At 74.3% G+C, this 25,384-nt stretch carries 27 protein-coding genes and 1 tRNA gene; 15 read left to right on the forward strand and 13 right to left on the reverse strand.

Translation table 11 applies throughout. The features are described from left to right. The first annotated feature begins 3 nt into the window (after positions 1–3). A complete protein-coding gene (locus BSB02_RS24870) occupies positions 4–2,412 on the forward strand; it encodes a helicase-associated domain-containing protein (RefSeq protein WP_084962411.1) in 2,409 nt (802 codons plus the stop codon). Here BSB02_RS24870 and BSB02_RS24875 read toward each other — a convergent pair. The 5 genes from BSB02_RS24875 to BSB02_RS24895 all read right to left on the reverse strand — a co-directional run bounded on the left by BSB02_RS24875 (position 2,361) and on the right by BSB02_RS24895 (position 7,448). Further along, positions 2,361–3,215, reverse strand: coding sequence for an ABC transporter ATP-binding protein (locus BSB02_RS24875; protein ID WP_240506639.1), 855 nt, complete (start codon positions 3,213–3,215; stop codon positions 2,361–2,363). The genes BSB02_RS24870 and BSB02_RS24875 overlap by 52 nt on opposite strands. Beyond that, positions 3,212–4,297, reverse strand: coding sequence for a FecCD family ABC transporter permease (locus BSB02_RS24880; RefSeq protein WP_084962415.1), 1,086 nt, complete (start codon positions 4,295–4,297; stop codon positions 3,212–3,214). The genes BSB02_RS24875 and BSB02_RS24880 overlap by 4 nt, the downstream gene beginning before the upstream one ends. Beyond that, positions 4,294–5,295 carry a FecCD family ABC transporter permease gene (locus BSB02_RS24885; RefSeq protein ID WP_084962417.1) on the reverse strand — a complete coding sequence of 334 codons (1,002 nt, stop codon included), beginning with the start codon at positions 5,293–5,295 and terminating at the stop codon, positions 4,294–4,296. The genes BSB02_RS24880 and BSB02_RS24885 overlap by 4 nt, the downstream gene beginning before the upstream one ends. Continuing rightward, a complete protein-coding gene (locus tag BSB02_RS24890; RefSeq protein ID WP_084962419.1) occupies positions 5,292–6,353 on the reverse strand; it encodes an iron-siderophore ABC transporter substrate-binding protein in 1,062 nt (353 codons plus the stop codon). The genes BSB02_RS24885 and BSB02_RS24890 overlap by 4 nt, the downstream gene beginning before the upstream one ends. A 120-nt stretch (positions 6,354–6,473) precedes the next feature. Continuing rightward, on the reverse strand, positions 6,474–7,448 hold the full coding sequence (locus BSB02_RS24895; protein WP_084962421.1) for an ABC transporter substrate-binding protein: 975 nt from the start codon (positions 7,446–7,448) through the stop codon (positions 6,474–6,476). Between the two features lie 79 nt (positions 7,449–7,527). Here BSB02_RS24895 and BSB02_RS24900 point away from each other — a divergent pair, with 79 nt between their 5' ends. The 3 genes from BSB02_RS24900 to BSB02_RS24910 are packed head-to-tail and all read left to right on the forward strand — an operon-like array spanning position 7,528 to position 10,388. Beyond that, positions 7,528–8,574 carry a FecCD family ABC transporter permease gene (locus BSB02_RS24900; protein WP_240506640.1) on the forward strand — a complete coding sequence of 349 codons (1,047 nt, stop codon included), beginning with the start codon at positions 7,528–7,530 and terminating at the stop codon, positions 8,572–8,574. Further along, a complete protein-coding gene (locus tag BSB02_RS24905; protein ID WP_169729432.1) occupies positions 8,571–9,593 on the forward strand; it encodes a FecCD family ABC transporter permease in 1,023 nt (340 codons plus the stop codon). Before BSB02_RS24900 ends, BSB02_RS24905 begins: the two co-directional genes overlap by 4 nt. Next, positions 9,594–10,388 (forward strand): ABC transporter ATP-binding protein, encoded by a 795-nt coding sequence (locus BSB02_RS24910; protein WP_084962425.1) that lies wholly within the window; start codon positions 9,594–9,596, stop codon positions 10,386–10,388. On the opposite strand, the gene BSB02_RS24915 is transcribed toward BSB02_RS24910, so the two are convergent. Next, on the reverse strand, positions 10,385–10,987 hold the full coding sequence (locus BSB02_RS24915; protein ID WP_240506641.1) for a TetR/AcrR family transcriptional regulator: 603 nt from the start codon (positions 10,985–10,987) through the stop codon (positions 10,385–10,387). The genes BSB02_RS24910 and BSB02_RS24915 overlap by 4 nt on opposite strands. A gap of 142 nt (positions 10,988–11,129) precedes the next feature. On the opposite strand from BSB02_RS24915, the gene BSB02_RS24920 reads away from it, so the two are divergent. Further along, positions 11,130–12,437, forward strand: a complete 1,308-nt coding sequence (locus BSB02_RS24920) for an FAD-dependent oxidoreductase (RefSeq protein ID WP_084962429.1) — start codon at positions 11,130–11,132, stop codon at positions 12,435–12,437. On the opposite strand, the gene BSB02_RS24925 is transcribed toward BSB02_RS24920, so the two are convergent. Further along, a complete protein-coding gene (locus BSB02_RS24925) occupies positions 12,388–13,641 on the reverse strand; it encodes an ArgE/DapE family deacylase (protein WP_084962431.1) in 1,254 nt (417 codons plus the stop codon). The genes BSB02_RS24920 and BSB02_RS24925 overlap by 50 nt on opposite strands. 52 nt (positions 13,642–13,693) lie before the next feature. Between BSB02_RS24925 and BSB02_RS24930 the strand changes: the two genes are divergently transcribed. After that, positions 13,694–14,614 (forward strand): endonuclease/exonuclease/phosphatase family protein, encoded by a 921-nt coding sequence (locus BSB02_RS24930; RefSeq protein WP_240506642.1) that lies wholly within the window; start codon positions 13,694–13,696, stop codon positions 14,612–14,614. On the opposite strand, the gene BSB02_RS24935 is transcribed toward BSB02_RS24930, so the two are convergent. Next, on the reverse strand, positions 14,601–15,173 hold the full coding sequence (locus BSB02_RS24935) for a DUF1349 domain-containing protein (RefSeq protein ID WP_240506643.1): 573 nt from the start codon (positions 15,171–15,173) through the stop codon (positions 14,601–14,603). The two genes, BSB02_RS24930 and BSB02_RS24935, sit on opposite strands and share 14 nt — an antisense overlap. Before the next feature lie 55 nt (positions 15,174–15,228). Between BSB02_RS24935 and BSB02_RS24940 the strand changes: the two genes are divergently transcribed. Further along, on the forward strand, positions 15,229–15,549 hold the full coding sequence (locus tag BSB02_RS24940) for a GroES family chaperonin (RefSeq protein WP_084962435.1): 321 nt from the start codon (positions 15,229–15,231) through the stop codon (positions 15,547–15,549). Here the strand turns inward: BSB02_RS24940 and BSB02_RS24945 are convergent. Beyond that, the gene (locus BSB02_RS24945) at positions 15,540–15,980 is read right to left on the reverse strand and encodes a TIGR02611 family protein (protein ID WP_084962438.1); all 441 of its coding nucleotides are present in this window, start codon (positions 15,978–15,980) and stop codon (positions 15,540–15,542) included. The two genes, BSB02_RS24940 and BSB02_RS24945, sit on opposite strands and share 10 nt — an antisense overlap. Before the next feature lie 122 nt (positions 15,981–16,102). Between BSB02_RS24945 and BSB02_RS24950 the strand changes: the two genes are divergently transcribed. The 3 genes from BSB02_RS24950 to BSB02_RS24960 are packed head-to-tail and all read left to right on the forward strand — an operon-like array spanning position 16,103 to position 17,990. Continuing rightward, positions 16,103–16,996: a phosphotriesterase family protein gene (locus BSB02_RS24950; RefSeq protein WP_084962440.1), complete on the forward strand. Its 894-nt coding sequence runs from the start codon at positions 16,103–16,105 to the stop codon at positions 16,994–16,996. Between the two features lie 33 nt (positions 16,997–17,029). After that, positions 17,030–17,425, forward strand: coding sequence for a PPOX class F420-dependent oxidoreductase (locus BSB02_RS24955; protein WP_084962442.1), 396 nt, complete (start codon positions 17,030–17,032; stop codon positions 17,423–17,425). Between the two features lie 37 nt (positions 17,426–17,462). Beyond that, entirely contained in the window at positions 17,463–17,990 is a 528-nt protein-coding gene (locus BSB02_RS24960) for a P-loop nucleotide/nucleoside kinase family protein (RefSeq protein WP_084962444.1), read from the forward strand. Here BSB02_RS24960 and BSB02_RS24965 read toward each other — a convergent pair. From BSB02_RS24965 to BSB02_RS24975, 3 genes are read right to left on the reverse strand one after another with little or no spacing between them, the layout of a single operon-like run. Continuing rightward, a complete protein-coding gene (locus BSB02_RS24965; protein WP_084962446.1) occupies positions 17,923–18,714 on the reverse strand; it encodes a putative hydro-lyase in 792 nt (263 codons plus the stop codon). The genes BSB02_RS24960 and BSB02_RS24965 overlap by 68 nt on opposite strands. 19 nt (positions 18,715–18,733) lie before the next feature. Beyond that, positions 18,734–19,015, reverse strand: coding sequence for a hypothetical protein (locus BSB02_RS24970; RefSeq protein ID WP_084962448.1), 282 nt, complete (start codon positions 19,013–19,015; stop codon positions 18,734–18,736). After that, entirely contained in the window at positions 19,012–19,227 is a 216-nt protein-coding gene (locus tag BSB02_RS24975; RefSeq protein WP_240506644.1) for a DUF6158 family protein, read from the reverse strand. Before BSB02_RS24975 ends, BSB02_RS24970 begins: the two co-directional genes overlap by 4 nt. 106 nt (positions 19,228–19,333) lie before the next feature. Between BSB02_RS24975 and BSB02_RS24980 the strand changes: the two genes are divergently transcribed. Next, a complete protein-coding gene (locus BSB02_RS24980; protein ID WP_084962452.1) occupies positions 19,334–20,269 on the forward strand; it encodes a LysR family transcriptional regulator in 936 nt (311 codons plus the stop codon). A gap of 62 nt (positions 20,270–20,331) precedes the next feature. Further along, positions 20,332–21,795 (forward strand): S1 family peptidase, encoded by a 1,464-nt coding sequence (locus tag BSB02_RS24985; RefSeq protein ID WP_084962454.1) that lies wholly within the window; start codon positions 20,332–20,334, stop codon positions 21,793–21,795. 30 nt (positions 21,796–21,825) lie between these two features. Here the strand turns inward: BSB02_RS24985 and BSB02_RS24990 are convergent, their stop codons facing one another. Beyond that, positions 21,826–21,981: a histidine phosphatase family protein gene (locus tag BSB02_RS24990; RefSeq protein WP_206184869.1), complete on the reverse strand. Its 156-nt coding sequence runs from the start codon at positions 21,979–21,981 to the stop codon at positions 21,826–21,828. Between the two features lie 99 nt (positions 21,982–22,080). Here BSB02_RS24990 and BSB02_RS24995 point away from each other — a divergent pair, with 99 nt between their 5' ends. From BSB02_RS24995 to BSB02_RS25005, 3 genes are all read left to right on the forward strand, one after another. After that, the gene (locus BSB02_RS24995) at positions 22,081–24,495 is read left to right on the forward strand and encodes a S8 family serine peptidase (RefSeq protein WP_084962456.1); all 2,415 of its coding nucleotides are present in this window, start codon (positions 22,081–22,083) and stop codon (positions 24,493–24,495) included. Between the two features lie 114 nt (positions 24,496–24,609). Then, positions 24,610–24,683 (forward strand) — tRNA-Ile (locus BSB02_RS25000). Positions 24,684–24,762: 79 nt separating this feature from the next. Beyond that, positions 24,763–25,338 (forward strand): hypothetical protein, encoded by a 576-nt coding sequence (locus BSB02_RS25005; RefSeq protein WP_084962457.1) that lies wholly within the window; start codon positions 24,763–24,765, stop codon positions 25,336–25,338. The last annotated feature ends 46 nt before the right edge of the window (positions 25,339–25,384 follow it).

The raw sequence follows: 25,384 nt of genomic DNA on the forward strand, positions 1-25,384 counted from the left end.
CCGATGGATGATCACCTGCTCGGCTGGCTGCGAACACTGGATGAGGACAGACTTGCCCGTGTCCTGACCCACCGCCGGGACGCGATCGCGCCCCCCTGGCCCCGGCGGCTCGACACGCTCGCGCAGCGCCTCGGCAACGGCCTGGCCGTCATGGCGGCCCTGCGCAACCTGCCCCTGCCCTGCCTGGAGCTGGCCCAGGTCTGCCTGGTGCTCGGCACGCCCACCGCGCGGGAGGTGGCCGCCTTCGTCGACGCGGACGCGGGCGAGGTCGCCGAGTGGCTGGAGCGGCTGCAGGACCACGCGCTGGCCTGGCCCGACGCCGAGGGCCGCATCCACCTGGCCGAGGCGGTGGCGCGCTGGTGGACCGCCCCGCTCGGGCTGGGCGAACCGCTGAGCCACTACCTGAACTCCTGGAGCATCAGCGACGACGCGCTGCGGGCCCTGGCCCGCAGGCTCGGCCTGCCGCCGCACGGCAACAAGCCGCGCACGATCGCCAGGGTCTGCGAGGTGCTCACCACCCGCCTGGACGAGCTGCTCGAGCGCGCTCCCGAGGGCGCCGGGCGGCTGCTGGAGGAGTTCGCCTGGGACGGGCCGCTCCGCGAGGTCGACGGCGACCGCTTCGTCACCCCCGGCACGCCCGAGAAGTGGGCGGCCGACCACGGCCTGCTGTACCGGCCCAAGTGGCACCTGGCCGAGATGCCCCGCGAGGTGGCCCTGGGCGTGCGCGGCCCCGACTACCACCCGCCCTTCACCCCGCACGCCCCCGAGATCGCCGCCATGCCCGTCGACCCGGAGGAGGTCGACCACCTCATGACGCTGGCCGCGCCGCACCTGGTGGAGCGCTGCGCGGCCCTGCTGGACAACGCCGCCAAGGCCCCGGTGCCGCTGCTGAAGACCGGCGGCGTGGGCGTGCGCGAGGTGCGCAGGCTGGCCAAGGAGACCGGCTGCGACGAGGACGAGACCCGCCTGCTGCTGGAGATCTGCGCGGTGGCGCGGCTGCTGGCGTGGGACGAGAAGTCCGGCGGGATGGCGCCGACCGAGCGGTTCGACCGGTGGCGCCTGGACGAGGGCGCCTCCCGGCTGCGCGTGCTGCTGGCCGCGTGGTGGCGCATGGAGCGCTCGTCGCTGCGGAAGGTCGACGGCAGGTACCCCACGGTGCTCGGCGACGACCCGTCGGGCGCGGCCGTCGCCCGCATCCGCCGGGCGGTGATCCAGGTCCTGTCCCGGCTGCCCGCCGGCGCGGCCTGCGCCGACCACGCCGGTCTGGCGCGCGCCGTCCACTGGCACGCGCCGCTGCTGGACCAGGCCCTGCTGGCCGAGTGCGTGCCGCCGGTCCTGGAGGAGGCCAGGCTGCTGGGCGTGCTCGCCAACGTCGCCGGGCACGGGGCGCTGACCGACCTGGGGCGGGCGCTGGCCGGGCTCACCGCCGAGGCCGGCGACGAGAACGACGACTGCGTCCCGCTCGTCGAGCACGACCCCGGGCTGGTGGAGGCGGCCACGCGGGCGCTGGCCAGCGTGCGCAGGAGCGCCCTGTTCGGCCCCGACCTCACCGCCGTGGTGACCGGGCCGCCCTCCGCCGAGCTGGCCGCGCTGCTGGACCGCGTCGCCGAGCGGGAGTCGCGGGGGGCGGCCTCGATCTGGCGCTTCACCGCCGAGAGCGTGCGCGGGGCGCTGGACGACGGCCACGACGCCGACTCGCTGCTGGAGGAGCTGGCCGCCGTCGGGACGATCCCGCAGCCGCTGGAGTACCTCGTGCGGGACGTGGCCCGGCGGCACGGCGAGGTCACGGTGACCACCGTGGGGTGCATCGTCCAGGCGTCGGACCCCGCGCTGCTGGCCGAGATCGCCGCCCACCGGCGCCTGGCCCGCCTCGGGCTGCGGCTGCTGGCGCCGACCGTGCTCGTCAGCGCGGCCCCGGCCGACCGCACGCTGGCCGCCCTGCGCGAGAACGGCTACGCGCCGGTGCCCGTGCCGGACACGGGGTCGGTGGAGATCCGGCGCAGACCCCCGCAGCCGCCCGCGGCCGACGGCTCGCCCAACGGCAAGCTCATCCTGCTGCCCGGCGGCCAGGTGGCCGAGCTGCCCGCGCCGTACGCGCTGGCCGAGCCGGTCCCCGACCCGCGGGAGCACGCCCGGCGGCTGGTCGCCTCGGGGACCAAGGAGCAGGCCGGCGGGCGCACCTGGGCGGTGATCGGGCGCATGGCGACGCGGCTGCCCACGGCGCAGCAGTCGTTGCTGGGCTTCGTCGTGGACCGGGGGGTGCGCGCGGGCATCCGGCTGACCGACGGGCTCACCGCGACCATCAGCCACGGGGAGCTGCGCGGCTCGGTGCTCGATGCGTGGTGCGAGGAGGCCGGGGACTACCTGGAGTTCCCGCTGTCGGAGATCGTGGAGGTCCGCGGGGCGTTCTGAGCCCGCCCGGCCAGGGAGGCCGCGGCGGCGCGGCGCGTGTGCGGCACCACCATGGGCGTGAGCGTCCGCGGGTCGGGCACCACGTCGCACTCCAGCCCGAAGACCTCGTGCACCAGCCGCGACGTCACCACCTCCGACGGCGGCCCCTGCGCGACGACGCGCCCCTCGCTCATCACGATGAGGTGGGTGGCGAACCGTGCCGCCTGGTTGAGGTCGTGCAGCACGGCCACGACGGTCCTGCCCTCCTCGTGCAGCTCCCGGCACAGCTCCAGCAGCTCGTACTGGTGGGAGATGTCGAGGAACGTCGTCGGCTCGTCCAGCAGCAGCAGCTCGGTCTGCTGGGCCAGCACCATCGCGATCCAGGCCCGCTGCCGCTGGCCGCCCGACAGCCGCCCCACCTGCGCCCCGCCCAGGTCGCCCAGCCCCGTCCGCTCCAGCGCGAACGCGATCGCGTCGTCGTCCGCGGGCGACCACTGCCGCAGCAACGTGTGGTGCGGATAGCGGCCCCGCCGCACCAGGCCCTCCACGGTGATGCCGTCGGGCGCGACGGGGTTCTGCGGCAGCAGCGCGACGTGGCGGGCCGCCTCCCGGCCGCGGTAGGACCACAGGTCGCGCCCGTGCAGCAGGATCTGCCCCCCACCCGGCTTGAGCACCCGTCCCATGGCCTTGACGAGCGTGGACTTGCCGCAGCCGTTGGGCCCGATGACCATGGTGAAGCCGCCGTGCGGGATGTCGACGGTGAGGTCGCGAAGGACGGGGGCGCCGCCGTACGAGATCGTGAGGTCCCGAGCAGCCAGGCTCATAGGCTTCCCTTTCTCCATTCGCGGATCAGCAGGTATCCCAGGTAGAGGCCGCCGAGGGCGAGCGTGTAGACGCCGACGGGCAGGCTGCCGGGCAGCGGCGCCTGCTGGGCGGCGAGGTCGGCCAGGACCAGCAGCAGCGCGCCGACGAGCGTGGCCAGCGTGAGGTGCGGGCCCGGCAGCCGGGTGAGCCGCTTGGCGATCTGCGGCGCGGTCAGCGCGATGAAGGAGATCGGCCCGGCCACGGCCACGGCCCCCGCGCTGAGCACGATCGACAGCACCACGGCCGCCGACCTGGCCCGCCGCGGGTCGGCGCCGAGCCCGGCGGCCAGCTCGTCGCCCAGCTCGGTGACCGCCAGCCGCCGCGACAGCAGCAGCACCAGCGGGACCACGGCCAGCAGGGTCGCCCAGACGGTGGCGGCGTGCTCCCAGGAACGGGCCGACAGGCTGCCGTTGACGTAGGCGGTGAGCGCGGCGGCCCTGTCGCGCTCGACGGCGTAGACGACGTACTGGATGATCGCCGTGGCGATCGCGTAGACCCCGATGCCCGCGACGATGAGCCGCCCGGGATTGCGGAAACCCGTGCCGGTGGAGAAGTACACCAGCGCCATGGCGAGCGCGGCGCCCGCGAGCGCGCCGGCCCAGGGCGGGAGCGTGCCGGGCAGCAGCAGCGCGGCGACCGCGGCGCCGGCCCCGGCTCCCGCGCTCAGCCCGATGACGTCCGGGCTGCCGAGCGGGTTGCGGGTGACCGTCTGGAACAGCGCGCCGGACAGCCCGAGGGCGGCTCCGGTGCCGACGGCCACGGCGAGCCGGGGGCCGCGCAGGCGTTCCAGCACGAAGGCCTGCTTGCCCTCCGAGGGGCCGTGGGTGAGCGCGTGCAGCAGGTCCGGGACGGGGACGCCGAGCCTGCCCATCGACAGCGTGGCGACGGCGGCGGCCAGCAGCAGGACGAGGACGGCCAGGCCCGCGACGACGCCGGCCCGGGCGAGGGGGATCGCGATCGGCCCGGCGGCGAGGTACCCGCGCGGCGCCCGCCGTGCTCGCCGTACTCCCTGTGCCCCCTGTGTCTCCTGTGCCCGTCTCATGAGCCGTCCCTCATCCGCCGTACGGCCAGCAGCAGCGCCGGTGCCCCGATGAACGCGGTGACCACGCCGACCATGAGCTCCTGCGGGCGCAGCACGATGCGGCCGACCACGTCGGCCAGCAGCAGCAGGGCCGGGCCGACGACGGCCGACAGGAGGACCTGGGCCCGCATGTCGACGCCGGCCAGGGCCCGGACGATGTGCGGCACGGCCAGGCCGACGAAGGCGACCGGCCCGACGGCGGCGGTGGCGGCGGTGCTGAGCAGCACGGCGGCCAGCAGCCCGCCGGCCCGCACGACGGCGGGGTTCGCGCCCAGGGCGGAGGCGGACTCCTCCCCCAGCGCCAGCGTGTTGAGCCCGGGAGCCAGCAGCAGGGCCAGCGCCAGGCCCACGGCGGCCAGGGGCAGGACCGACCACAGCACGGGGAAGTCCCGCCCGCCGAGCGCGCCGACCACCCAGTAGCGGTAGCTGTCGAAGACCTTGGGGTTGCCGAGCGTCACGGCCTGGACGTAGGCCATGAGCACCGCCGAGACGACCGCTCCGGCGAGCACGAGCCTGGCCACGCCGGCGCCCGCGCCCGCCGAGCCGATGACGTACACCACCAGCCCGGCGGCCAGCGCGCCGGGCAGCGCCCAGACCACCGTGCTCCAGTGGCCGGACGCGCCGAGGAAGGCCATCGAGGTGACGATGGCGGCCGAGGCGCCCGAGGTGATGCCGAGCAGCCCGGGGTCGGCGAGCGGGTTGCGGGTGACGCCCTGCATGAGGGTGCCCGCCACGGCCAGGCAGAGCCCGGCCAGCACGCCGAGCGCGGTCCGCGGGTAGCGGCTCTCCACGACGGCGGCCGTGTTGGGGTCCGCGGTGCCGTTCAGCACCGAGAACACCTCCTGCACCGAGGTCGGGTGGCTGCCGGACGCGACGCTCGCCAGCGCCGCCAGGGCGAGCGCGGCGAGCGCCGCGAGGAGGATGAGCGCCGGCCGGGTGCGGGAGCCTGGGTGAGTCACTTCTCGACGGTGGCGACGGCCTTGTCGATCAGCGGGAGGTACTTGTCGATCGCCCACGGCACGGTCAGCGGGTTGATGATCGAGGAGGCGGTGACGAACGGGGTGTCGTGGCTGTAGACGACGCCGCCGCGCTTGATGGCGGGGATCTCCGCGTACAGCTTCTGCGACTCGATCTCCTTGCGGGTCTTCTCGTCGGTGTAGAAAGTGAAGATCAGGTCGCTGTCCTTGAGCTTTTGGGCGTTCTCCAGCCCGATGAGGGCCGAGTCGGTGCCCTCGGTCTCCTTGAAGGTCTCGACCACGGGGTCGACGGTCAGGCCGAGCATGGTGAGGAAGGCCACCCGCTGCTCGCTGGGCTTGAAGACGCCCAGCGTGCCGGGGCCGGTGGTGTAGATGTAGGAGAAGGTCACGCCCTTGTACTGCGGGCGGGTGGCGGCGGCGTCGGCGAAGACCTTCTTGACCTGCTCGATGAGCTTGGGGCCCTCCCCGGCCTTGCCCAGCGCCGTGGCGACCGTGGTGATCTGCTGGTCCCAGTCGGTGCTCCACGGCAGGTCGGGGTAGGCGACGGTGGGCGCGATGCCCGACAGCACCTCGTACTGCTCCTTGGTGACGCCGGACCACACCGCGAGGATCACGTCGGGGTCGAGCTCCACGATGGTGTCGAAGTCGATGTTCTCGCCGCCGGCGAACTGCTTGGGCAGCGTGCCGCCCGCCTTGGTGACCGCCTCGTGGATCCAGGGCAGGTAGCCGGTCTTGGGGTCGCTGCCCCACTCGTAGCTCTCGATGCCCACCGGGATGACGCCGAGCGCGATGGCGGTCTCGGCGGAGCCCTGGCCGAGGGTGACCACGCGCTTGGGCTGCTCCTTGATCACGGCCTCGCCGAGCGCGTGCTTGATCGTGATCGGGTAGGCGGCCGATCCGGCGGACGACTGCGCCGGAGCGGCGGCGGAGGGCTTGGCCTCGGTGGTGGAGGAGGAGCACCCGGCGAGGGCGAGGGCCACGGTGACGACCGCCGAGAGGGCGAACGTGCGACGGCGCATGCGGGGGAACCTGAACGACATCGATGATCCTTGTGCTTGGGGCTGGCGGCCGCCTCGGTACGGCGGAGCCAGGGCAGGGCTGAGCGGTCGCGACCCAATCAACTTAGGTAAGGCTAACCTAGCGTCTCTCCAGTTGGCAATCTACGCGAGCTTTGCCAGGTTGGCCGTGAGCTCCTCCAGCAGCAGCGCATAGCCCTGGTAGCTGAAGCGCATCTCCGCCCGCCACGGGTAGACGTGCCCGGCCCGTACGGCGGGCAGCTTCGCCCAGGTCGGCTTCTTGGCCACCTCCTCGGGCTTCATCGACTGCGCCCGGGCGTCGAGGAAGACGGCGTCCGCCTCGTACTTGTCGACGTTCTCCCAGCTGAGGTTCTCGAAGTAGCCGGTGGTGTCGGGGTTGTCCGGCTTGACGATGTCCAGCCCCTTGGCCGCCAGGTACTTCTGGTCGGGGAACTTCGACGGCTCGCACACGTAGAAGGCCTCCGGCGCGGCCGCGCAGAACATCACCCTCCGCTTGCTCCGCGCGACGGTCTCCACGAAGGCCGCCTCGGCCGCCCGGAAGCGCGCCCTGGCCTGCTCGTCGGCCCGCCCGCCGAGGGCCACGGCGAGCTCCTCGTACCGCTTGATCAGCTCGTCGCCGGCCTTGCCCTCCTGCTGGATGCCGATGGTCGGCGCGACCTGCTCGATGGCGTCCCTGGACTTCGCCGGCACGTACCACAGCTCGTTGCGGACGTACATGCCCGCGACCAGCACCTCCGGCTGGAGCGCGATGTACTGCTCGACGTTGAACTCGTCCCACACGTTGCCGAGCGACTTGACGGCGTTCACGTCGATGTCGCCGGCCTCGGGGTCCTTGCCGCCGTCCTTGAGCCGGTGGGGGCCGAAGACGGCGATGGGCCGCACGCCGAAGTCCCACAGCGTGGCCGCCGCACTGACCTGGGCGACGATCCGCGTGGGCCGCCTGGCCAGCTGGATCCTCCTGCCGCGGTCGTCGGTGAAGGTCCAGCCGCCCGCCGCCGTCGCGGGAGACTGCGCGGCTGACCGCCGGTCGTCGCCGCAGGCGGCGAGCAGGGCGAGCGCTCCCGCGCCCAGCACCAGGTTCCTCCGGGTCACGGCCATGGGCACTCCTCGGGTGGGGCTCCTCGGTCAACGCGGCTTAGATTAGCCTTACCTAAAATTGACCGAGAAGGGACCCCTCGTGACCGTGCCGTCGACGCTCGGCCCGCCGGCGACCGCGCCGCCCCGCCGCCGCTCCGCCGCGCTGGGCGCCGGGTTGCTGGCCGCGCTGGCCGTGCTGCTGGCCGTCGCGACGCTGAGCGTGGTGTACGGCGCGCGCTCGGTTCCGCTCGGGACCGTGGTGGAGGCGCTGACTTCGCCCGGCGCGTCCCCGGACCACACCGTCGTCCGGGAGCTGCGTGTCCCGCGCACGCTCCTGGGCCTGGGCGTCGGCGCGGCGCTGGGCCTGTCCGGGGCGCTCATGCAGAGCCTGACCCGCAACCCGCTGGCCGACCCCGGGCTGCTGGGCGTGAACCAGGGGGCGGCCCTGGGCGTCACGGTCGCGATGTTCGCCCTCGGCCTGACCAATCCGGCGCTCTACGTCTGGTTCGCCTTCGCCGGTGCCGCCCTGGCCGCCGCGGCCGTGTACGCGCTGGGCTCGGCGGGCCGCTCGGGCGCGAGCCCGGTACGGCTGGCCCTGGCCGGGGTGGCGCTCGGCATGGCCTGCACCGCGGCCTGCCAGGCGCTGCTGCGCATGGACCCCCAGGTGTTCGACCGCATGCGGTTCTGGCTCACCGGGTCGCTGAGCGCGCAGACCTCCGGCGTGCTGGCCGCGCTCGCCCCCTTCCTGGTCGCGGGGCTGGCCCTGGGGCTGTCGCTGGCCAGGCCGCTCAACGCGCTGGCGCTGGGCGACGAGGCCGGCAGGGCGCTGGGCGCGGCGGTCGGCCGTACCAGGGCGCTCACCGCGGTCGCGATCACGCTGCTGTGCGGGTCGGCCACCGCGCTCGCCGGGCCGCTGTGGTTCGTCGGCCTGGCCGTGCCCCAGGCGGTGCGCGCCCTGGTCGGACCCGACCAGCGCTGGGTCCTGCCGTACTCCGCGCTGCTGGCGCCGGTGCTGCTGCTGGGCGCCGACGTCGCCGGGCGGCTGGTGGCCCGGCCCGGCGAGGTGCAGGTGGGGATCATGTGCGCGGTGCTCGGCGCGCCGGTGTTCATGGTGCTCGCCCGCCGCAGGAGGCTGGCCGCGCTATGAGCCTGTCCCCCATCGCCCTCCGGGTGGGCCCCTGGTCGCTGCGGCTCGCGCCCCGCGGCCTGCTGGTCTGCCTGGGCCTGCTGGCCACCGGCTTCGCGGTGAGCGTGCTGGCCCTGTCCACGGGCGAGGTCGCGGTGCCCGTCCCCGACGTCGTCGCGGCGATCTTCGGCCGGGGCAGCCCCATGGCCGAGCTCATCGTCGCCGAGCTGCGCGCTCCCCGTCTGGTGACGGGCCTGGCGGTGGGCGCGGCGTTCGGGCTGAGCGGCGCGATCTTCCAGAGCCTGACGCGCAACCCGCTCGGCAGCCCCGACTTCATCGGCTTCACCGCGGGCGCCTCCACCGGCGGCATCCTCGCGGTCGTGCTGGGCGGCACGGCCTGGCAGATCGCCGGCGGCTCCCTGCTGGGCTGCGTGCTCAGCGCAGCGCTGGTCTACGGCGTCGCCCACCGCCGCGGCGTGTCCGGCTACCGCCTGGTCCTGGTGGGCGTCGGCGCCCACGCCCTGCTGCTCGCGGTCGACTCCTACCTGCTGACCAGCGCCAACCTGCACGACGCCGCCAACGCGGGCGCCTGGCTCACCGGCAGCCTGAGCGGGCGCGGCTGGGACCACGCGGTGCCGGTCGCGCTGGCGCTGGCGGTCCTGGCGCCGCTGTGCGCGGGCCTGTCCCGGCCGCTGCGGATGATGGAGACGGGCGACGACGCGGCGGGAGCGGTGGGCATCCGCGTCGAGCGGGTGCGCGCCGCCGCCGTCGCGGCGGGCGTGCTGCTGTGCGGGGTGGCGACGGCGGCGGCCGGTCCGGTCATGTTCGTCGCGCTCGCCGCGCCCCAGCTGGCCCGGCGGCTGACCCGCGCCGGCGGCGTCGCGCTGACCGCCTCGGCCCTCACCGGCGCGGTCCTGCTCACCGCGGCCGACCTGCTCGCCCAGCGCCTCATCGCCCCCGCCCAGCTCCCCGTCGGCGTGGTCACCGCCGCGCTCGGCGGCGTCTACCTGGCCCTGCTGCTCGGAAGGGAGCACCGTTAGATGCCGCGCCTGACCGGTTCGGGACTCACCCTCGCCTACGACGACCGGGTGATCGCGACCGACCTGGACGTGTCCGTGCCCGACGGCTCCTTCACGGTGATCGTCGGCCCCAACGCCTGCGGGAAGTCCACGCTGCTGCGCGCCCTGGCCCGCATGCTCAGGCCCAGGGCCGGCGCGGTCCACCTGGACGGCGCGGTGATCACCTCGCTGCCGTCGAAGGAGGTGGCGCGCCGCCTCGGCCTGCTGCCGCAGACCTCGATCGTGCCCGACGGGATCACCGTGGCGGACCTGGTCGCCCGGGGCCGCTACCCGCACCAGCGGCTCATGCGGCAGTGGTCGCGGGCCGACGAGGCGGCCGTCGCCGCCGCGATGGCCGCCACCGATGTGACCGAGCTGGCCGACCGGATCGTGGACGAGCTGTCGGGCGGCCAGCGGCAGCGGGTGTGGCTGGCGATGGCGCTGGCCCAGGAGACGCCGATCCTCCTGCTGGACGAGCCCACGACGTTCCTGGACATCGCCCACCAGATCGAGGTGCTGGACCTCTGCGCCGACCTGCACGAGCAGGGCCGGACGCTGGTGGCCGTGCTGCACGACCTCAACCAGGCCTGCCGGTACGCCACCCACCTGATCGTCATGCGGGACGGGCGGATCGTGGCCGAGGGCGAGCCGGGCTCGGTCATGACGCCGGAGCTGGTGCGCGAGGTCTTCGGCGTGCGATGCGAGATCATCGCCGATCCGCAGACCGGGACGCCGCTGGTCGTCCCGGGGGCGCGGCGCCGCGTGTCGCGGGTCTAGGGCCGGGCCAGCGCGTCGATCACGGTGGCGACGGCCGCCCTCACCCGGGCCTCGCCGTACTCCTCCCGCATGACGCCCGCCGCCTCGGCAGCCAGCGCGGCGAGCAGGACGTGGGCCAGCACGTCGGCGTCGGCCCCGGGGCGGGCCTCGGCCAGCAGGATCGCCACGTGCCGGTGCCAGAAGCGGTAGGCGCCGATCCGGTAGCGGGCTCCCGGGCTGGCCGTCTCCGACATCCGCACCAGGTCCAGGTGGTCGAAGAGGTAGCCGAGGTAGGCCTCGGCGAAGGCGGCGAGCCGGTCGGGGGCGGGCGCGCCAGGACCCAGGGGCGGCGGGCCGGACAGGATGGCGGCCTGCAGCTCGCTCTCGCGCGAGTCCAGCAGCGCCACCGCCAGCCCCGACTTGTCGCCGAAGCGGCGGAACAGCGTGCCCTTGCCGACCCCGGCCTCGGCGGCGATCGCGTCCATGGAGACCGCGTCCACGCCCTTGTCGCGGAAGAGCCGGGCGGCGGCCTTGAGCACCTTCTCGCGGTTGCGCGCCGCGTCGGCCCGCTCCCGCTTCGGCGGACCGGGCTGCGGCCCGATGACTTCCCTGCCGTCCACAAAGCGGACTGTAGTCCTATTGCTGGGAGGCGGCAAACAACCGCGCGGGCATCCGGCCCGCCGGCCGAACGTGTCAAAGGACGTGGAACGGTCCCAAGGAGTGGCCCACCCTTCACGGAAGCATCCGTCCGAGGGGGGACACATGGACCACGCCATCGTCATCGGCGCCAGCATGTCGGGGCTGCTGGCCGCCGCCGCGCTTCACCGGGTCGCCACCCGCGTCACCGTCGTCGACCGCGACACCCTGCCCGAGCACGACGCCCACCGCAGGGGCGTGGGGCAGAGCAGGCACGCCCACGGCCTGCTGGCCCGCGGCCGGGAGGCCATGGAGGAGCTGCTGCCGGGCCTGACCGGGGAGCTGCTGGCCAGGGGCGCCCTCGCGGGCGACATCCAGGAGCAGGTCCGCTGGATCAACGACGGCCACCGGCTGGCCCGCGGCCGCAGCGGCATGACCGGCCTGCTGGTCGGCAGGCCGGTGCTGGAGGGCCAGGTGCGCCGCCGGGTGGCGGCGCTGGACGGCGTGAGCGTCCGCGGCGACCTGCAGGTGACCGGCCTGCTCGCCGCGCACGGCAGCGTCAACGGCGTACGGCTGGCCAACGGCGACGTCTGGCGCACCGACCTGGTCGTCGACGCCTCGGGCCGGGGCTCGCGCACGCCGCTGTGGCTGCGCGAGATCGGCTGCCGGCCGCCCGCCGAGGAGCGGGTGACCATCGGCCTGACCTACACCACCCGCGAGTTCCGCCGGGTGGCCGCGCACCTCGGCGGCGACCTGGCGGTGGTCGTCGGCCCCACCTCCGAGGCGGCGCGCGCGGGAGTGGCCCTGGCCACGGAGGGCGACCGCTGGATCGTGACGCTGGGCGGCTACGGCGGCGAGACGGCCCCGGTGGACCTCGACGGGTTCGCCGCCTACGCCGCGTCGCTGGCCGTACCCGACCTGCACCACCTGGTCCGCCACGCCGAGCCGGTCGGCGAGCCGCGCACCTACCGCACCCCGGCGAGCGTGCGGCGGCGCTACGAGCGGCTGGACGACTTCCCCGAGGGCCTGGTCGTGGTGGGCGACGCCGTGTGCGCGTTCAACCCCCTCTACGGCCAGGGCATGACCGTGGCCGCGACCGAGGCGCAGGTGCTGCTGACGTGGGCGGGCCGCGGCGCCAGGCGCCCGCGCGACTTCTTCCGCGGCATCTCGTCCCTGGTCGACGGGCCCTGGGACATCGTCGTCGGCGGCGACCTGCGCCTGCCCGGCGTCGAGGGCGAGATCACGCCGAAGGTCAAGCTCGTCAACGCCTACCTCGGCCGCTTCCACGCCGCCGCCGCGCACGACCCCGAGCTGGGCCGCCGCTTCCTGCGCGTGGCCAACCTCGTCGACGCGCCGCCGGCGCTGATGAGCCCCGGCACCATGCTCAGGGTGCTGCGCAGCGGCGCACCGCGAGCAGTGCCAGTGCCCGCGTGACCTCGCGCAGCTCGCCGAGCTCGACCTGCTCCCTGGGGGCGTGCGCGAACCGCACGTCCCCGGGGCCGTAGTGGAGCGTGGGGATGCCGCCGCCGTTGTACAGGCGCAGGTCGCTGCCGTACGGCGCCGCCGTCCGGCCCGGCGCCGCGCCCCGCACCTCGGCCACCGCCCCGGTGAGCTCCGCCAGCAGCGGATGGCCCTCGGGCAGGCTCCCGCTGGCGAACTGCCCGCCGGGCCAGCTCACCACCGGCGGGTGGGCGCGCAGCCACGGATGGTCCACGGCGGCCACCGCGGCCTCGAAGGCGGCGCGGGCCCGCTCCGGGTCCTCCCCCAGCCGCACGCCCATGCGCCCCTCGGCCACCAGCAGGTCCGGAACGCTGCTGGCCCAGTCGCCCGCGCGGACCGTCCCGACCTCGATCGGGTACGGCAGGGCGTTGCCCGCGAACACCTCCGGCAGGTCGCGGTTGCGCTCGGCCTCCAGCCGCCGGATCGCCTCGAAGACGGGCCAGAACACCTCCACGGCGTTGACGCCCTCGGAGCGGGTGGCGCCGTGCGCGGCCCGGCCCTGGACCTCCAGCCGGAACGTCAGCGCCCCGGCGTTGTCGGTGATGATCTTCCCGCTGGTCGGCTCGGTGATGACGGCGGCCTCCCCGGTGTGACCGCGCGCCAGCGTGGCGAAGGCGCCCAGCCCGCCGTCCTCCTCGCTGATCACGCAGTGGACCGCCAGCGGCCGGGCCAGCCTGATGCCCGCCCGGCGGATGGCCCGCACAACGGCGATGTTGGCCACCAGGCCGGCCTTCATGTCGCAGGCGCCGCGCCCGTGCAGGGTGTCGCCGGTGATGCGGGCGGCGAACGGGTCGCCGCCCTCCCACTTGGCCAGGTCGCCGGTCGGCACCACGTCGACGTGCCCCTGGAGGATGAGGGCCGGGACGCCCTCGCCCTCGGTCACGGCGGCCACGCCGTACCCCTCGGTCCTGGGGGCCTCCGTGCCGGGGAAGCCCTCGCGGGCGCGCAGCTCGTCCAGGTCGAGCTTCCAGACGTCCACGTCCATGTCCGCCTCGGTGAGCAGGCGGGCCAGGCGGTGCTGGAGCTCGGATTCGGCGTCGGTGCCGGTCACGCTCGGCACGCGGACGGTCTCGGCCAGCAGCTCCACCGTCTCGGCGTCGTCCACGGCGTCCAGCACCCGGGCTTCGAGGTCTCGCATGCGGTGAACCTACCGCGAGGGAAATGGCGAGACCTCACCGGGAGGTGGGCACGTGCGGCGTTGGGTGAGCGTGCTGGTCTGGATGGCGGTGCTGCCGTTCGCGGTGTGGGCGGCGCTGCGGCTCGGCGGGCTGGAGCCGGTCTGGCCGTGGGTGGCGCTGGTGGCGTTCACGCCGTATGCGGCGGCCGGCGGCCTGGCCGCGCTGGCGGTCTCGGCGCTCGCGCGACGCCGGGCGGCGGCGGGCGTGGCGCTGGCCGGCACGCTGGCGCTGGCCCTGGCCGTGGCGCCCCGGGCGCTCGGCGACGGCGACCGGCCCGCCTCAGGGCCGCGGCTGCGGGTGCTGGCCGCCAACCTCATGGTCGGCCAGGCCGATGCCGAGCGGCTCATGGGCCTGGTCCGCGAGCTGGACGTCGACGTGCTGGCTCTCCAGGAGGTGACGCCGCGGGCCCGGGACCGGCTGGCGGGCCTGCGCGAGTTCCTCCCGCACGTGGTGGACCGGTCCCACCCCGGCGTCAGGGGCTCGGCCATCTACGCGCGCTTCCCGCTGGCCGAGCAGCCCATGATCGAGTACGGCTTCCGCCAGGCGCGTGCCGTGCTGCGGCATCCGGCGGGGGAGGTGGAGATCGTCTCGGTGCATCCCTGCGCGCCGCGCCTCGCGACCCGCATCCCGTGCTGGCGGCAGGGCCTGGAGGCGCTGCCCCGCGCCGGAGGGCGCCTGCGCGTGCTGGCCGGGGACTTCAACGCCACGCTCGACCACCGGCCCATGCGCGACCTGCTCGACAGCGGCTACCGCGACGCGGCCGACGTCACCGGCCGCGGCCTGACGGCCACCTGGCCGCAGGGCGGGCGGCTGCCCGGCGTGGCGATCGACCACGTGCTGGCCGACTCCCGCATCGGGGTCGCCGCCTTCGACGTGCGCCCGCTGCGCGGCACCGACCACCGGCCGGTGTTCGCCGAGCTCATCCTGCCGTGACGCGCAGCTCCGTGAAGCGCGCCGGGAAGCCCTTGCCCGCGGGCGCCGCGGCCATCACCCCGGCCAGCACCGCCTGGCCGGGCGGGAAGTAAGCCAGGCGCGCCATGGTCCGCGGCCGCCCGCCGTCCAGCCCGTAGCGGACGGTCACCGCGTCGCCCACGCGCTCGGCCTCGACCGTCACGCTGCCGGCCGCGCGTCCCAGCGGCAGCACCGACCAGTCCGACGCCTGGCGCGTGACGACCGTGCTGAACTGGAGCGAGCCGTCGACGAGCTCGACGCCCGCCTTGATCCACGTGTGCTCGTCGATCCGCAGGACCACCCCCGCCTGGTCGTACTGCTCGGCGTACTCCCCCGTGAAGGTGGCCGTGAGCCGCAGGTCGCCGGCGACGATGCGGCCGAACTGGTGGGCGCTGTCGTAGGTGTAGCCGTAGTGCGTCTGGCGCCACAGGTCCGTGCCGGGGTCGCAGAGCAGGCTCAGGCCGTCGTCGGCGGCCCATTCGCGGGGCGGGTTGATCCATTGCCAGCCGGATTCGCCGAACGCCACGATCATGGCTGTCATCCTCGCATGCGAGGACCGCGGAAGGTCAGGTCCCGGCTGGACGTAAACTGCCCCTGTGCCAGATCCGAAGTTCGAGATCCAGATGCTGCACGACCGGGTGATGATCCGCCTGGAGCCGGAGGCGGAAGAGCGCAGGAGCGGGTCGGGGATCGTCATCCCGGCCACGGTCAAGACGCCCAACCGCCTGGCCTGGGGCGAGGTGTGCGGCGTCGGCGCGAACGTCCGCACGGTCAAGGTCGGCGACAAGGTGCTGCTCAACCCCGACGGCCAGCTCGAGGTCGAGATCCAGGCCAAGACCTACCTCGTGATGCGGGAGCGCGACCTGCACGCCGTGGCGACGCAGGAGACCGACCACGGCACCGGCCTCTACCTCTGAAGCAGGTTCTGCCCCAGGTCGATCAGGTCGACGCCGACGCTCTTCATGCCCAGGTACACGATCACGGCCGCGGTCGCGGCGGTGACCAGCAGCACGATGATCCGCACCGGCCAGCCCTGCCGCTTGTACCACTCAGTCCAGGCGTGGAGCGTGCGCTTGCCGAACTCCAGGACCTTGTGCGCCCAGGCGAACTCGGTGGCCAGCACCGCCAGCCCCGCGAAGACCACGAGCCAGCCGGGACCGGGGAAGGGCACCATGATGAGGCCGCCCACCACCATCACCGCGCCGATCACGCCGATGACGATCTTGAGGGTGAGCGCCCCGGTGCGGGTGGCGCGGATCCCGTCCAGCCAGCCCTTGATCGGGGAGCGTCGGGCCGCCTCCTCCTTGAGGCGGTCGGCGTCCCCGGTCTGCGAGTTCTTCACGGCCATGTCCGTCAGGATACGGCGACCGGCTTGCAGGTCACTTGACGTCGAGGTTTCCCTCCGGGGTTTCCGTCACCTTCCTGCCACATTCCCGCCATCACAGGACAAAAAGTAGGTTATGGTCTGGCATGCCCGAGGTCATGCTCCGCACCGTCACCGGCCCCCTGCGCGCCGCCGCCGTCACCGGACCCGTCCTGCCCCACGAGCACCTGCGCGTGGACCTGCGCTGGGGAGTCGGCATCGACTCCGACCCGCACCGGTGGCTGGACGAGGAGGAAGCCGTCGCCGGCGAGCTCCGCGAGCTGCGCCAGACCCGGGAGCTCGGGCTGGTCGTCGAGCTGAGCTGCATCGGCATGGGCCGCGACGCGGCGATGCTGACCCGGATCGCCACCAGCGGCCGGGTCCCTGTCGTGGCCGCCACCGGCCTGTTCACCGGCCCCTTCGCCCCCGCCGACGCCGACGCCGGCGAGCTGACCCGGCGGCTGATGGAGGAGATCACCTCGGGCCTGGACGGCACCGGCGTCCTGCCCGGCGTCATCGGCGAGGTCGGCTGCTGGGGCCCGCGGCTGACCCGCGCCGAGGAGCGCTGCCTGGTCGCCGCGGCCCGCGCCTCGCTGTCCTCGCGCCTGCCGGTGGCCACCTACGGCGCCGACGCGCTGGGCATCCTGGACGTCCTGCTCGGCCACGGCCTTCCCGCCTCCCGCGTCAGCGTCTCCTACGCCGGGCAGGACCCGGCCGTGGCCCGCAAGATCGCAGAGGCGGGCGCGTACGTCTCGCTCGGCTCGCTGGCGCTCGGCCCGGCCGACGCCGTACGGCTCACGCTCGGCCTGCTGGAGGACGGCCACGCCGAACGCCTGCTGCTCAGCTCCGGCCTCAACCGCGCGGCCCGCATCCGGCGGTACGGCGGCCCCGGCTACGCCCACCTGTTCGACGCCGTGCTCCCGCGACTGCGCGAGGCCGGGGTCGAGGAGGACGTCATCCGCCTCATCACGCACGACAACCCGCTCCGCTGGCTCAGTTGACCTCAACCGAACTTGAGGTTGCATGCTGCGGGCATGACATTCACCGAAGCCGAACTGGCGTTCCTCCGCACGCAGCGCATCGGCCGGCTGGCGACGGTCTCGCCGGGCGGCCAGGTCCAGAACAACCCGGTCGGGTTCTTCCTCAACCCCGAGCTGGGCACCGTCGACATCGGCGGCCACAACCTGGGCGCCACCAAGAAGTTCAGGAACATCCAGGCGGGCAGCACGGTCTCGCTCGTGGTGGACGAGCTGGTGTCGACCGATCCGTGGGTCGTCCGCGGGATCGAGATCCGCGGCACCGCGCAGGCGCTGACCGGCGTCGAGCCGCCGGTGCCGTTCTTCAGCGGGGAGCTGATCCGGATCAGGCCCGTGCGGATCGTCTCGTGGGGCCTGGACGGGCCGACCGCGAGCAGGACGGTCGCCGCCTGACAGGCCGTGCCTGGCGGGCGCGGGCTAGCGTGGGCGGATGGTGCCTGTCTGGGTGATCAGCGGACCGCCGGGCGCGGGCAAGTCGACGGTCGCCGCCCGCCTGCTCAAGGAGCTCGACCCGGTGCCCGCGCTGCTGGAGAAGGACACGGTCTACAGCGGCTTCGTGGCCGAGGTGCTGGCGGCGTACGGCCGGCCGTACGAGGAGCGCGAGGGGCCTTGGTACGACCGGCACGTCAAACGCCACGAGTACGCGGGCCTGGCCAGGACCGCGCGGCAGATCAGGCGGCACGGCTGCCCCGTCATGCTGGATGCGCCCTTCACCTCCGAGGTGCACGACGAGCGGCGCTGGGCGGCCTTCGTCGAGGAGCTGGGCGGGCCGCCCGTGCACCTGGTGTGGGTGCGCTACGACGGGCCGACGCTGCGCGAGCGGCTGATCGCCCGCGGGCGCGCCAGGGACGCGGCCAAGCTCGCCGACTTCGATGCGTGGCTGAAGGCGGTCAGGGCCGATGAGCCTCCGGTGGTGCCGCACCGGGAGATCGACACGAGTCGGCCGGCAGGTCGGTGATGGCCATGTGCCCGGGGAGGTGGCCGATCGCGTACGGCACGCCGCCGGCCAGCACCGCGGCCTGCGGCGTCACGCCACACGCCCAGAAGACCGGCACCTCGCCGGACCGTACCTCCACCGGGTCGCCGTAGTCGGGCGCGTCCAGGTCCCGCACGCCGATGGCCGCCGGGTCCCCGATGTGCACGGGCCCGCCGTGCGCGCCGGGGAACAGCTCGCTGACCTGCACGGCCACGCCGACGAGCCCGGCCGGGACGGGCCGCATAGACACCACCAGCGGGCCGGCCAGCCGTCCCGCCGGGCGGCACGGGATCGACGTGCGGTACATGGGGACGTTGACGCCCTGCTCCAGGTGCCGCACCGGCACCCCGGCCGCGCGCAGCGCCTCCTCGAAGGTGAAGCTGCACCCGATGAGGAAGGCCACCAGGTCCTCCCGCCAGTGCGCCACCACCTCGCCGGTGTCGAAGCAGCCGCCGTCGCGGTAGACGCGGTAGCCCGGCAGGTCGGTGCGCAGGTCGCCCGGGAAGTGCTCGGTGCTGGTGGCGCCCGGGTCGCCGACATCCACCAGCGGGCAGGCCCGCGGGTTGCGGTGGGCGAACAGCAGCAGGTCGAAGGCGTACTCCCGGGGCACGGCGATGAGGTTGGCCTGGGTGTAGCCGGGGCACCAGCCGGCGGTGGGCACGCGCAGGCCCGCGCGGAAGCGCAGCCTCGCCTCGTGAGGGGTCACGAGTCCTCCTTCGCCGGTCTCATGACCATGGTGCTGTGCTGACCGACATGTTCGGGTTGTACCCGCGGCCCCGGGCGCCACGGGTCAGTACTCGGTGTCGAAGGTCTGCTCCCCCAGCGCGAAACCCTCTCCCCTGGGCCACCAGCGTCTCCAGGCTGCGCCGTACCGGCTGCTCGCCCAGGCCGGTCTGGCGGACCAGCTCGGCCACGGTGATCGGGCGGTCGTCCGCCGCCCAGGCGGCCACCGTCTCGTAGACGACGAGGTCGCGGTCGTGCAGGGCCTGCACGTCGTGGTCCTTCATCGTTGTCTCGCCCCCTCGCGCAGGCGTTCGGGGTGGACCTGGCGCTCCGGGTGGCGGCGCAGGTACTCGCTCTCCAGCTCGTTCGTGCGCGAGGTGTGCCTGGCCAGCGCGTCGTCGGAGCCGTGCAGGAACGTGTCGGTGCGGGTGGTGTGGAGGTGGCGCAGCTCGCGCAGCAGGTCTTCCTCGGACAGGTCGCGCGGATCTACTCCCATGGTTGTCATGCTCCGGCCCCTACCCCGCATCCCCCCGACAATTTCTGTCACATTTCCTGACTTATCTGCATTGTCGATATAACACTGGGGTCTTACCGTCCCCGATATGGACCTTGAGCTCAGGCACCTCAGGATCGTCCGGGCGGTCGCCGACGCCGGGAGCGTGAGCAAGGCGGCGACACGGCTGGGGCTGGCACAGCCCGCCCTGACCGCCCAGCTCAAGCGCATCGAACGGCTGCTCGGCGGCCCGCTGTTCGAGCGCGACAGGACCGGCGCCAGGCCCACGCCGCTCGGCGAGCTGGTGCTGGAGCGGGCGCGCGTGCTGCTCCCGGCCGCCAAGGAGCTGCAGGAGGAGGCGGCGCGCTTCGCCAGGGGCCCCTCGGCGCGCGGCTACCGGGTGGGGGCCACCAGCGGCGCCGTGCTGGGCGGCCTGGTGGAACGGCTGGCCGCCGAGGCGCCGGTGCGCACGTCGGCCTCCTGGTCGGCCACCGAGCTGGCCACCATGTGCGAGCTGGGCCGCCTGGACTACGTGCTCGTCGGGGTGTGCGGCGACAGCCGCCCGCCGGGCGGGGCGCTCACCTGGGCCACGGTCGGCACCGACCCGGTCTTCGTGCTGCTGGGCGAATGCCACCGATTATCCGGCAAGCCCGAGCTGGACCTGGCGGACCTGGCCGCCGAGCAGTGGGCCGTCAACCCGGGGGACGGCTGCTTCGGCGACTGCTTCGCCGCCGCGTGCGCCCGCGCCGGCTTCACGCCGGGCACGATCTACGAGGCCGACGTGGCCACGTGCACCCACCTGGCGCGCGTGGGCCGCGCCGTGATCCTGTGCCAGGCCACCCACCAGCCCGCCCCCGGGCTGGTGATGGTGCCGCTGCGCGGCGCGCCGCTGCGCTGGCGGCACGTGCTCGGCTGGCATCCGGCCACCCCGGGCGCCGCCTGGGTGCTGGCCCAGGCGCGCGAGGCGCACGCCGAGGCGGTACGGCGCAGCCCGGTGTACGCCGAATGGCTCAGCCATAACGCGGTGATAGGGGCGAACTGGTAGCTCCTCGGCTCGCGGGGGCGCCGTTACCGTGGCGGCACCCCCCAGCCGAGCAAGGAGAAACCATGCGACGCACCCCTGCGCTGATCGCGATCGCGATCGGCGCCTTAGTCGTGACGGCGACCCCGGCCGTCGCCGACCCCACCCCCAGCAACGCCCCCGAACCCCCCGCCGGCATGCTCGAAGCGATGCAGCGTGACCTCGGCCTCAGCGAGGACCAGGCGCGCAGGCGGCTGGCCAACGAGGCGCGCGGCAACATCGTGGCGCCCACGCTGCACAAGCAGCTGGGCGACCGCTACGCCGGCGCCTGGTACGAGGGCCCCGAGAGCGCTCTGGTCGTGGCCACGGTCTCGCAGCGCGACGTGCGCGCCATCACCCGCGCCGGCGCCGAGGCCCGGGTCGTGGCCAGGTCGCTGGCCCAGCTGGAGGCCGTCAAGACCGCCCTGGACGGGGCCCAGGCCCCCGCCTCGGTGCACAGCTGGGGCGTCTCCACCCAGGACAACGCCGTCGTCGTGGCCGCCGCCGACGCCGCGCAGGCGCGGTCGTGGCTGGCCGCCCGCGGCGTGGACGCCTCGGCCGTCAAGATCGTCCCGTCGGCCGAGCGGCCCCGGCCCTTCGCCGACATCCGCGGCGGCGACGCCTACTACATCCCCTCCAAGGGCTACCGCTGCTCGGTGGGCTTCGCGGCGCGCCGTACCAGCGACCAGGCCCTCGGCTTCACCACCGCCGGGCACTGCGGCGACGTCGGCGACGCCACCAACGGCTACAACCAGCAGGCCCAGGGCACCTTCCGGGTCTCGTCCTTCCCCGGCAACGACTACGCCTGGGTGCAGACCAACTCCAGCTGGACGGCGCCCGGCGTGGTGAACGGCTACAGCGCCGGCATCCTGCCGGTCCGCGGCTCCACCGTCACCCAGCCGCAGGGCTCGGTCTGCCGCTCCGGCTCCACCACCCAGTGGCGCTGCGGCACGGTCACCGCGCTCAACCAGACCGTCAACTACCCCGAGGGGACCGTCTCCGGGCTGACGCGCACCACCGCCTGCGCCGAGGGCGGCGACTCCGGCGGCGCGTTCATCTCCGGCGACCAGGCCCAGGGCATGACCTCCGGCGGTTCGGGCAACTGCACCTCCGGCGGCGTCACGTTCTTCCAGCCGCTCAACGAGGTGCTGGGCCTGGGCTACTCGCTGGTGACCAGCGACGGGACGCCGCCGCCGACCGGGTGCCAGAACTACAACGAGAAGTACACCGGCTCGCTCAGCTCCGGCCAGAACCAGTACCAGCCCAACGGGTCCTACTACTACGCCTCGGCCTCCGGCACGCACGCCGGCTGCCTGGACGGGCCCGACGGCACCGACTTCGACCTGTACCTGCAGCGGTGGAACGGCTCGAGCTGGTCGACCGTCGCGCAGGGCATCACCCCCAACCCCGACGAGACGATCAGCTACAACGGCAGCCCGGGCTACTACCGCTACCGGGTGCACGCCTACAGCGGCTCGGGCTCCTACACCATGGGCCTGAACCGCCCGTGACGCCCGGCTGACGCCCGGCCCGGGTGGGTCCTACACCTCGTACACCCACCCGGGCCGCCGCCGCTCGCCCAGCTCCCCGGCCAGCTCCCGGCCCCGCGGCGACAGCTCCCCCGGCAGCCATCCGGTGGCGATGCCCCGCTCGTTGTCCACGGTGATCGAGTGCGTCTCGTAGATCAGCGTCGTCATGCCGCGAGCCTAGGGGCCTTGAGTAGTGCCTACTCATGCGCTCACGGCTCCCCGGGCGTACGGTCGGCCCGACAGTAGGCCGAGGGAGGGTGACGCCCCATGAGTGAGAAGCTGCTGGTCACGATCCGAAGCTCCCGGGACGCCGAGCGCGTCAGGGCGACCGGGGCCGCCGTCCTCGCCGAGTACCCCGACGCCCTGCTCGTCCGCGCCGGCGACGACCAGTCCGCCGCGCTCGCCGGCGCCGGCCTGCAGGCCCACCCGCTGCCCGTGCCGCCGGTGCGGACGGTCAGCGCCACGTTCGACTTCGACGACGCGGTGCGGGCCGACCGGGAGGCCCCCGTCCGGACCCGCTACTTCCTCCTCCAGCTCGTCGGTCCGGCCAAGCAGGAGTGGACCGAGCGGATCGCCGCCCTCGGCGGCGTCGTGCGGGGCGGCCTGAACGGCTTTCGCCTCATCGCCGGCCTGCCTCCCGGCGCCGAGGCCGCGGTGCGCGACCTGCCGTTCGTCGAGGAGGTGGCCGCCTACCGGCCGACGATGAAGGTCTCGCCGCGGCTGCGGCCCGACGTGCCGGGCGCCGTGCTCGGCACGGCCGCGCTGCGGGACTTCCGGCGGCTCGACGTGCTCGAGCCCGAGGGGCGCGAGCAGGTCCAGATCACGGTGTTCGACGGCGAGGACCCCGGCGAGGTGGCCGAGGCCGTCCGGGCGGAGGGCGGCGCCGTGCTGCGGGCGGCCGGGACCACCGTGGTCGCCGCGGTGCCGCCGGCCGCGCTGCCCCGCCTGGCCGAGCAGCCCGGCGTGGAGGCGATCATGCCGCACGAGTTCCCCGCGTTCACCAACGACCGGGCGGCCGCGATCATGCGGGTGCCGGTGCAGGAAGACGCCTTGGGCAAGGCGCTCACCGGCGCGGGGCAGATCGTCGGCGTCGTCGACTCCGGCTGCGACACCGGAGACCCCGCCACGCTGCACCCCGACCTGGCCGGGCGGGTGACGCTGGTCAGCTCGCCCAACGTCTTCGGGCAGTTCAGCCTCGACCCGCCGCCCTTCGACGACGGGCCGCGCGACGAGAACGGGCACGGCACCCACGTGTGCGGGTCCGTGGCGGGCAACGGCGCGGCGGCCCGCGCGGCGGGCTCGGCGGTGGTGCCCGCCGGGCTGGCGCCCGAGGCGCACCTGCACGTCATCGCGGTGGCGCAGCGCGTGACCTGGCGGCCGGAGGTGCTGGCGGAGTTCCCGGGCCTGAGCGCCTACGGGCTGTGGGGCCTGCCCCAGGACGACCTCGGCGGGCTCTTCTCGATCGCCTACGAGGCCGGGGCGCGGATCCACACGAACTCGTGGGGCGCGGCGAGCCCTTCCGTGGCCGGAACCTACGACAAGCAGGCCCGGTCGGTGGACGAGTTCATGGCGACCCACCGGGACGCCCTGGTGCTGTTCTCCGCCGGGAACGACGGCGTGGACGCCGACGGCGACGGGCACATCGACGGCGACTCCATCACCCCGCCCGCTACGGCCAAGAACTGCCTGACCGTGGGCGCCACCGAGAACCGCCGCCCGCCCGGGTCGGCCCCCCGGCCCCTCTTCGACTTCCCCTGGGCGCAGGCGCCGAAGTACCCCGGCTTCGGGAAGGCGGGCCACGTCTCGGACAACCCGGACGGCATGGCGCTGTTCTCCTCGCGCGGCCCCACGGACGACGGCCGCGTCAAGCCCGAGGTCGTCGCGCCCGGCACCAACGTGCTGTCGGTGCGGACCGCCGCCTTCGACCCGGTCTACGCCGGGGAGGAGCCGGGCTCGCAGCCGCTGTGGGGCGACGTGGGCCCCGACGCGCCCGGGCTGCGCGGCAAGTACTGCTTCAGCGGCGGCACCAGCATGGCCACCCCGCTGGTGGCCGGGGCGACGGCGCTCGTCCGCCAGTACCTGCTCCAGGAGCGCGGCCACCACCCCTCGGGGGCGCTGCTCAAGGCGTTCCTGGTCAACGGGGCCGTGCCGGTGGCCGGGCAGTACCCCCAGGAGGTGCCGGAGGGCCCCAACAACGTCTGTGGCTTCGGCCGCGTCGACGTCACGGCCTCTGTGACGCCGAACCCGGGCGTGCGCACGCTCTTCGGCGACTTCCCCGCGCTGGCGGTGAGCAGCCTGCAGACGCGGACCTTCCGGATCTCGCCGGCCGGCGGCCCGGTCAAGGTGACGCTGGCGTGGACCGACGCGCCCAGCCCGACGGGCGCGGGCGGGCTGCAGAACTCGCTGGTCCTGCGGGTCCGGCGGGCCGAGGACGGCGCGCTGGCAGGCGGCCCGGCGCACCCGCTCGCGAGCCCGGTCGATCCGACGCAGCAGGTGGTGATCCCCGAGCCGGACGGCGACTACCTGGTCGAGGTGTCGGGCGTCAACGTCGTGGCCCGCTCCGCCGGCGAGGGCGCGCCCGCCGGCCTGGTCCAGGACTTCGCCCTCGTGGTCTCCAACGCCGTCAGCACCTTCGGCTTCCCTGACCTGCTGGACGAGCCGGTGGAGCCGGACGCCGGGTAGGAAGGGCGGACTCAGGCCCACGACCCCGCCGGGACGGCGGCCTGCCACACGACCGACGGCAACGGAGATCCTTGGTCACGGCAGGGATGAGGATATGGGAGACTTCACCATTGCGGGGCGGTAGCTCAGCCGGTCAGAGCAGAGGACTCATAATCCTTGGGTCGTGGGTTCAAGTCCCACCCGCCCTACTCGTCATCATGGTCTTGAGCTGCGGCCATGTGCCTCAGCTCACGGCGCTGCCCGCGCGCGAGTTAGGGTGGCGATGCCATGAAGCGCATCTCGCTCGGCCTCGCGGCCGTCCTCGCCTTATCCGCCTGCGGATCGCAAGGCGCTGTCAGCCAGGCCGTCATCGACCAGGCCCGCGCCCAGGGCGTGGCTCCGGATCTCATCTACGTGGTGGATGTGCCCGGTTTCGAGCTCAACGAGCAATCCGTCGGCGGAGTCGGCGAGGAGGGGTTCGGCGCCTTCTACGTGTCTCCCGACGGCAAGCACGTCCAGCTGCGCGTCGATCGCGGATCCTTCAGCGACACGCTCTGTCCCGATCGGCCGGTCACCGACGCCGAACCGGTGCGCGCCCCTGTGCGGTGCTCCCGCGACGAGGCCGGCTGGTACCGGCAGGGCGGCGGGCGCCACGAGTATGTCGCCGTCCGGGGCGACGCGCTGATCGTCCTGGCCGGCAGCCTTGCGGACGTGGATCGGGAGACGCTGAAGACCGCGATCGCCGGAGCCCGCCGGGCGGTGGCGACCGGATCGCCGTCGGCGCCGCCCAGCCCCGTCGAGCGGGGCGACCTGCCCACCGTCGGTGACGGCGCTCCCAACAACGAGGTCGGGCCGGGCGGATGAGCCGGGGCACCGAGACGTCCTCGCTCACCGCCGGGACCGTGGCCGA

Source organism: Thermoactinospora rubra, from assembly GCF_002093975.1.
Classification (GTDB): domain Bacteria; phylum Actinomycetota; class Actinomycetes; order Streptosporangiales; family Streptosporangiaceae; genus Nonomuraea; species Nonomuraea rubra_A.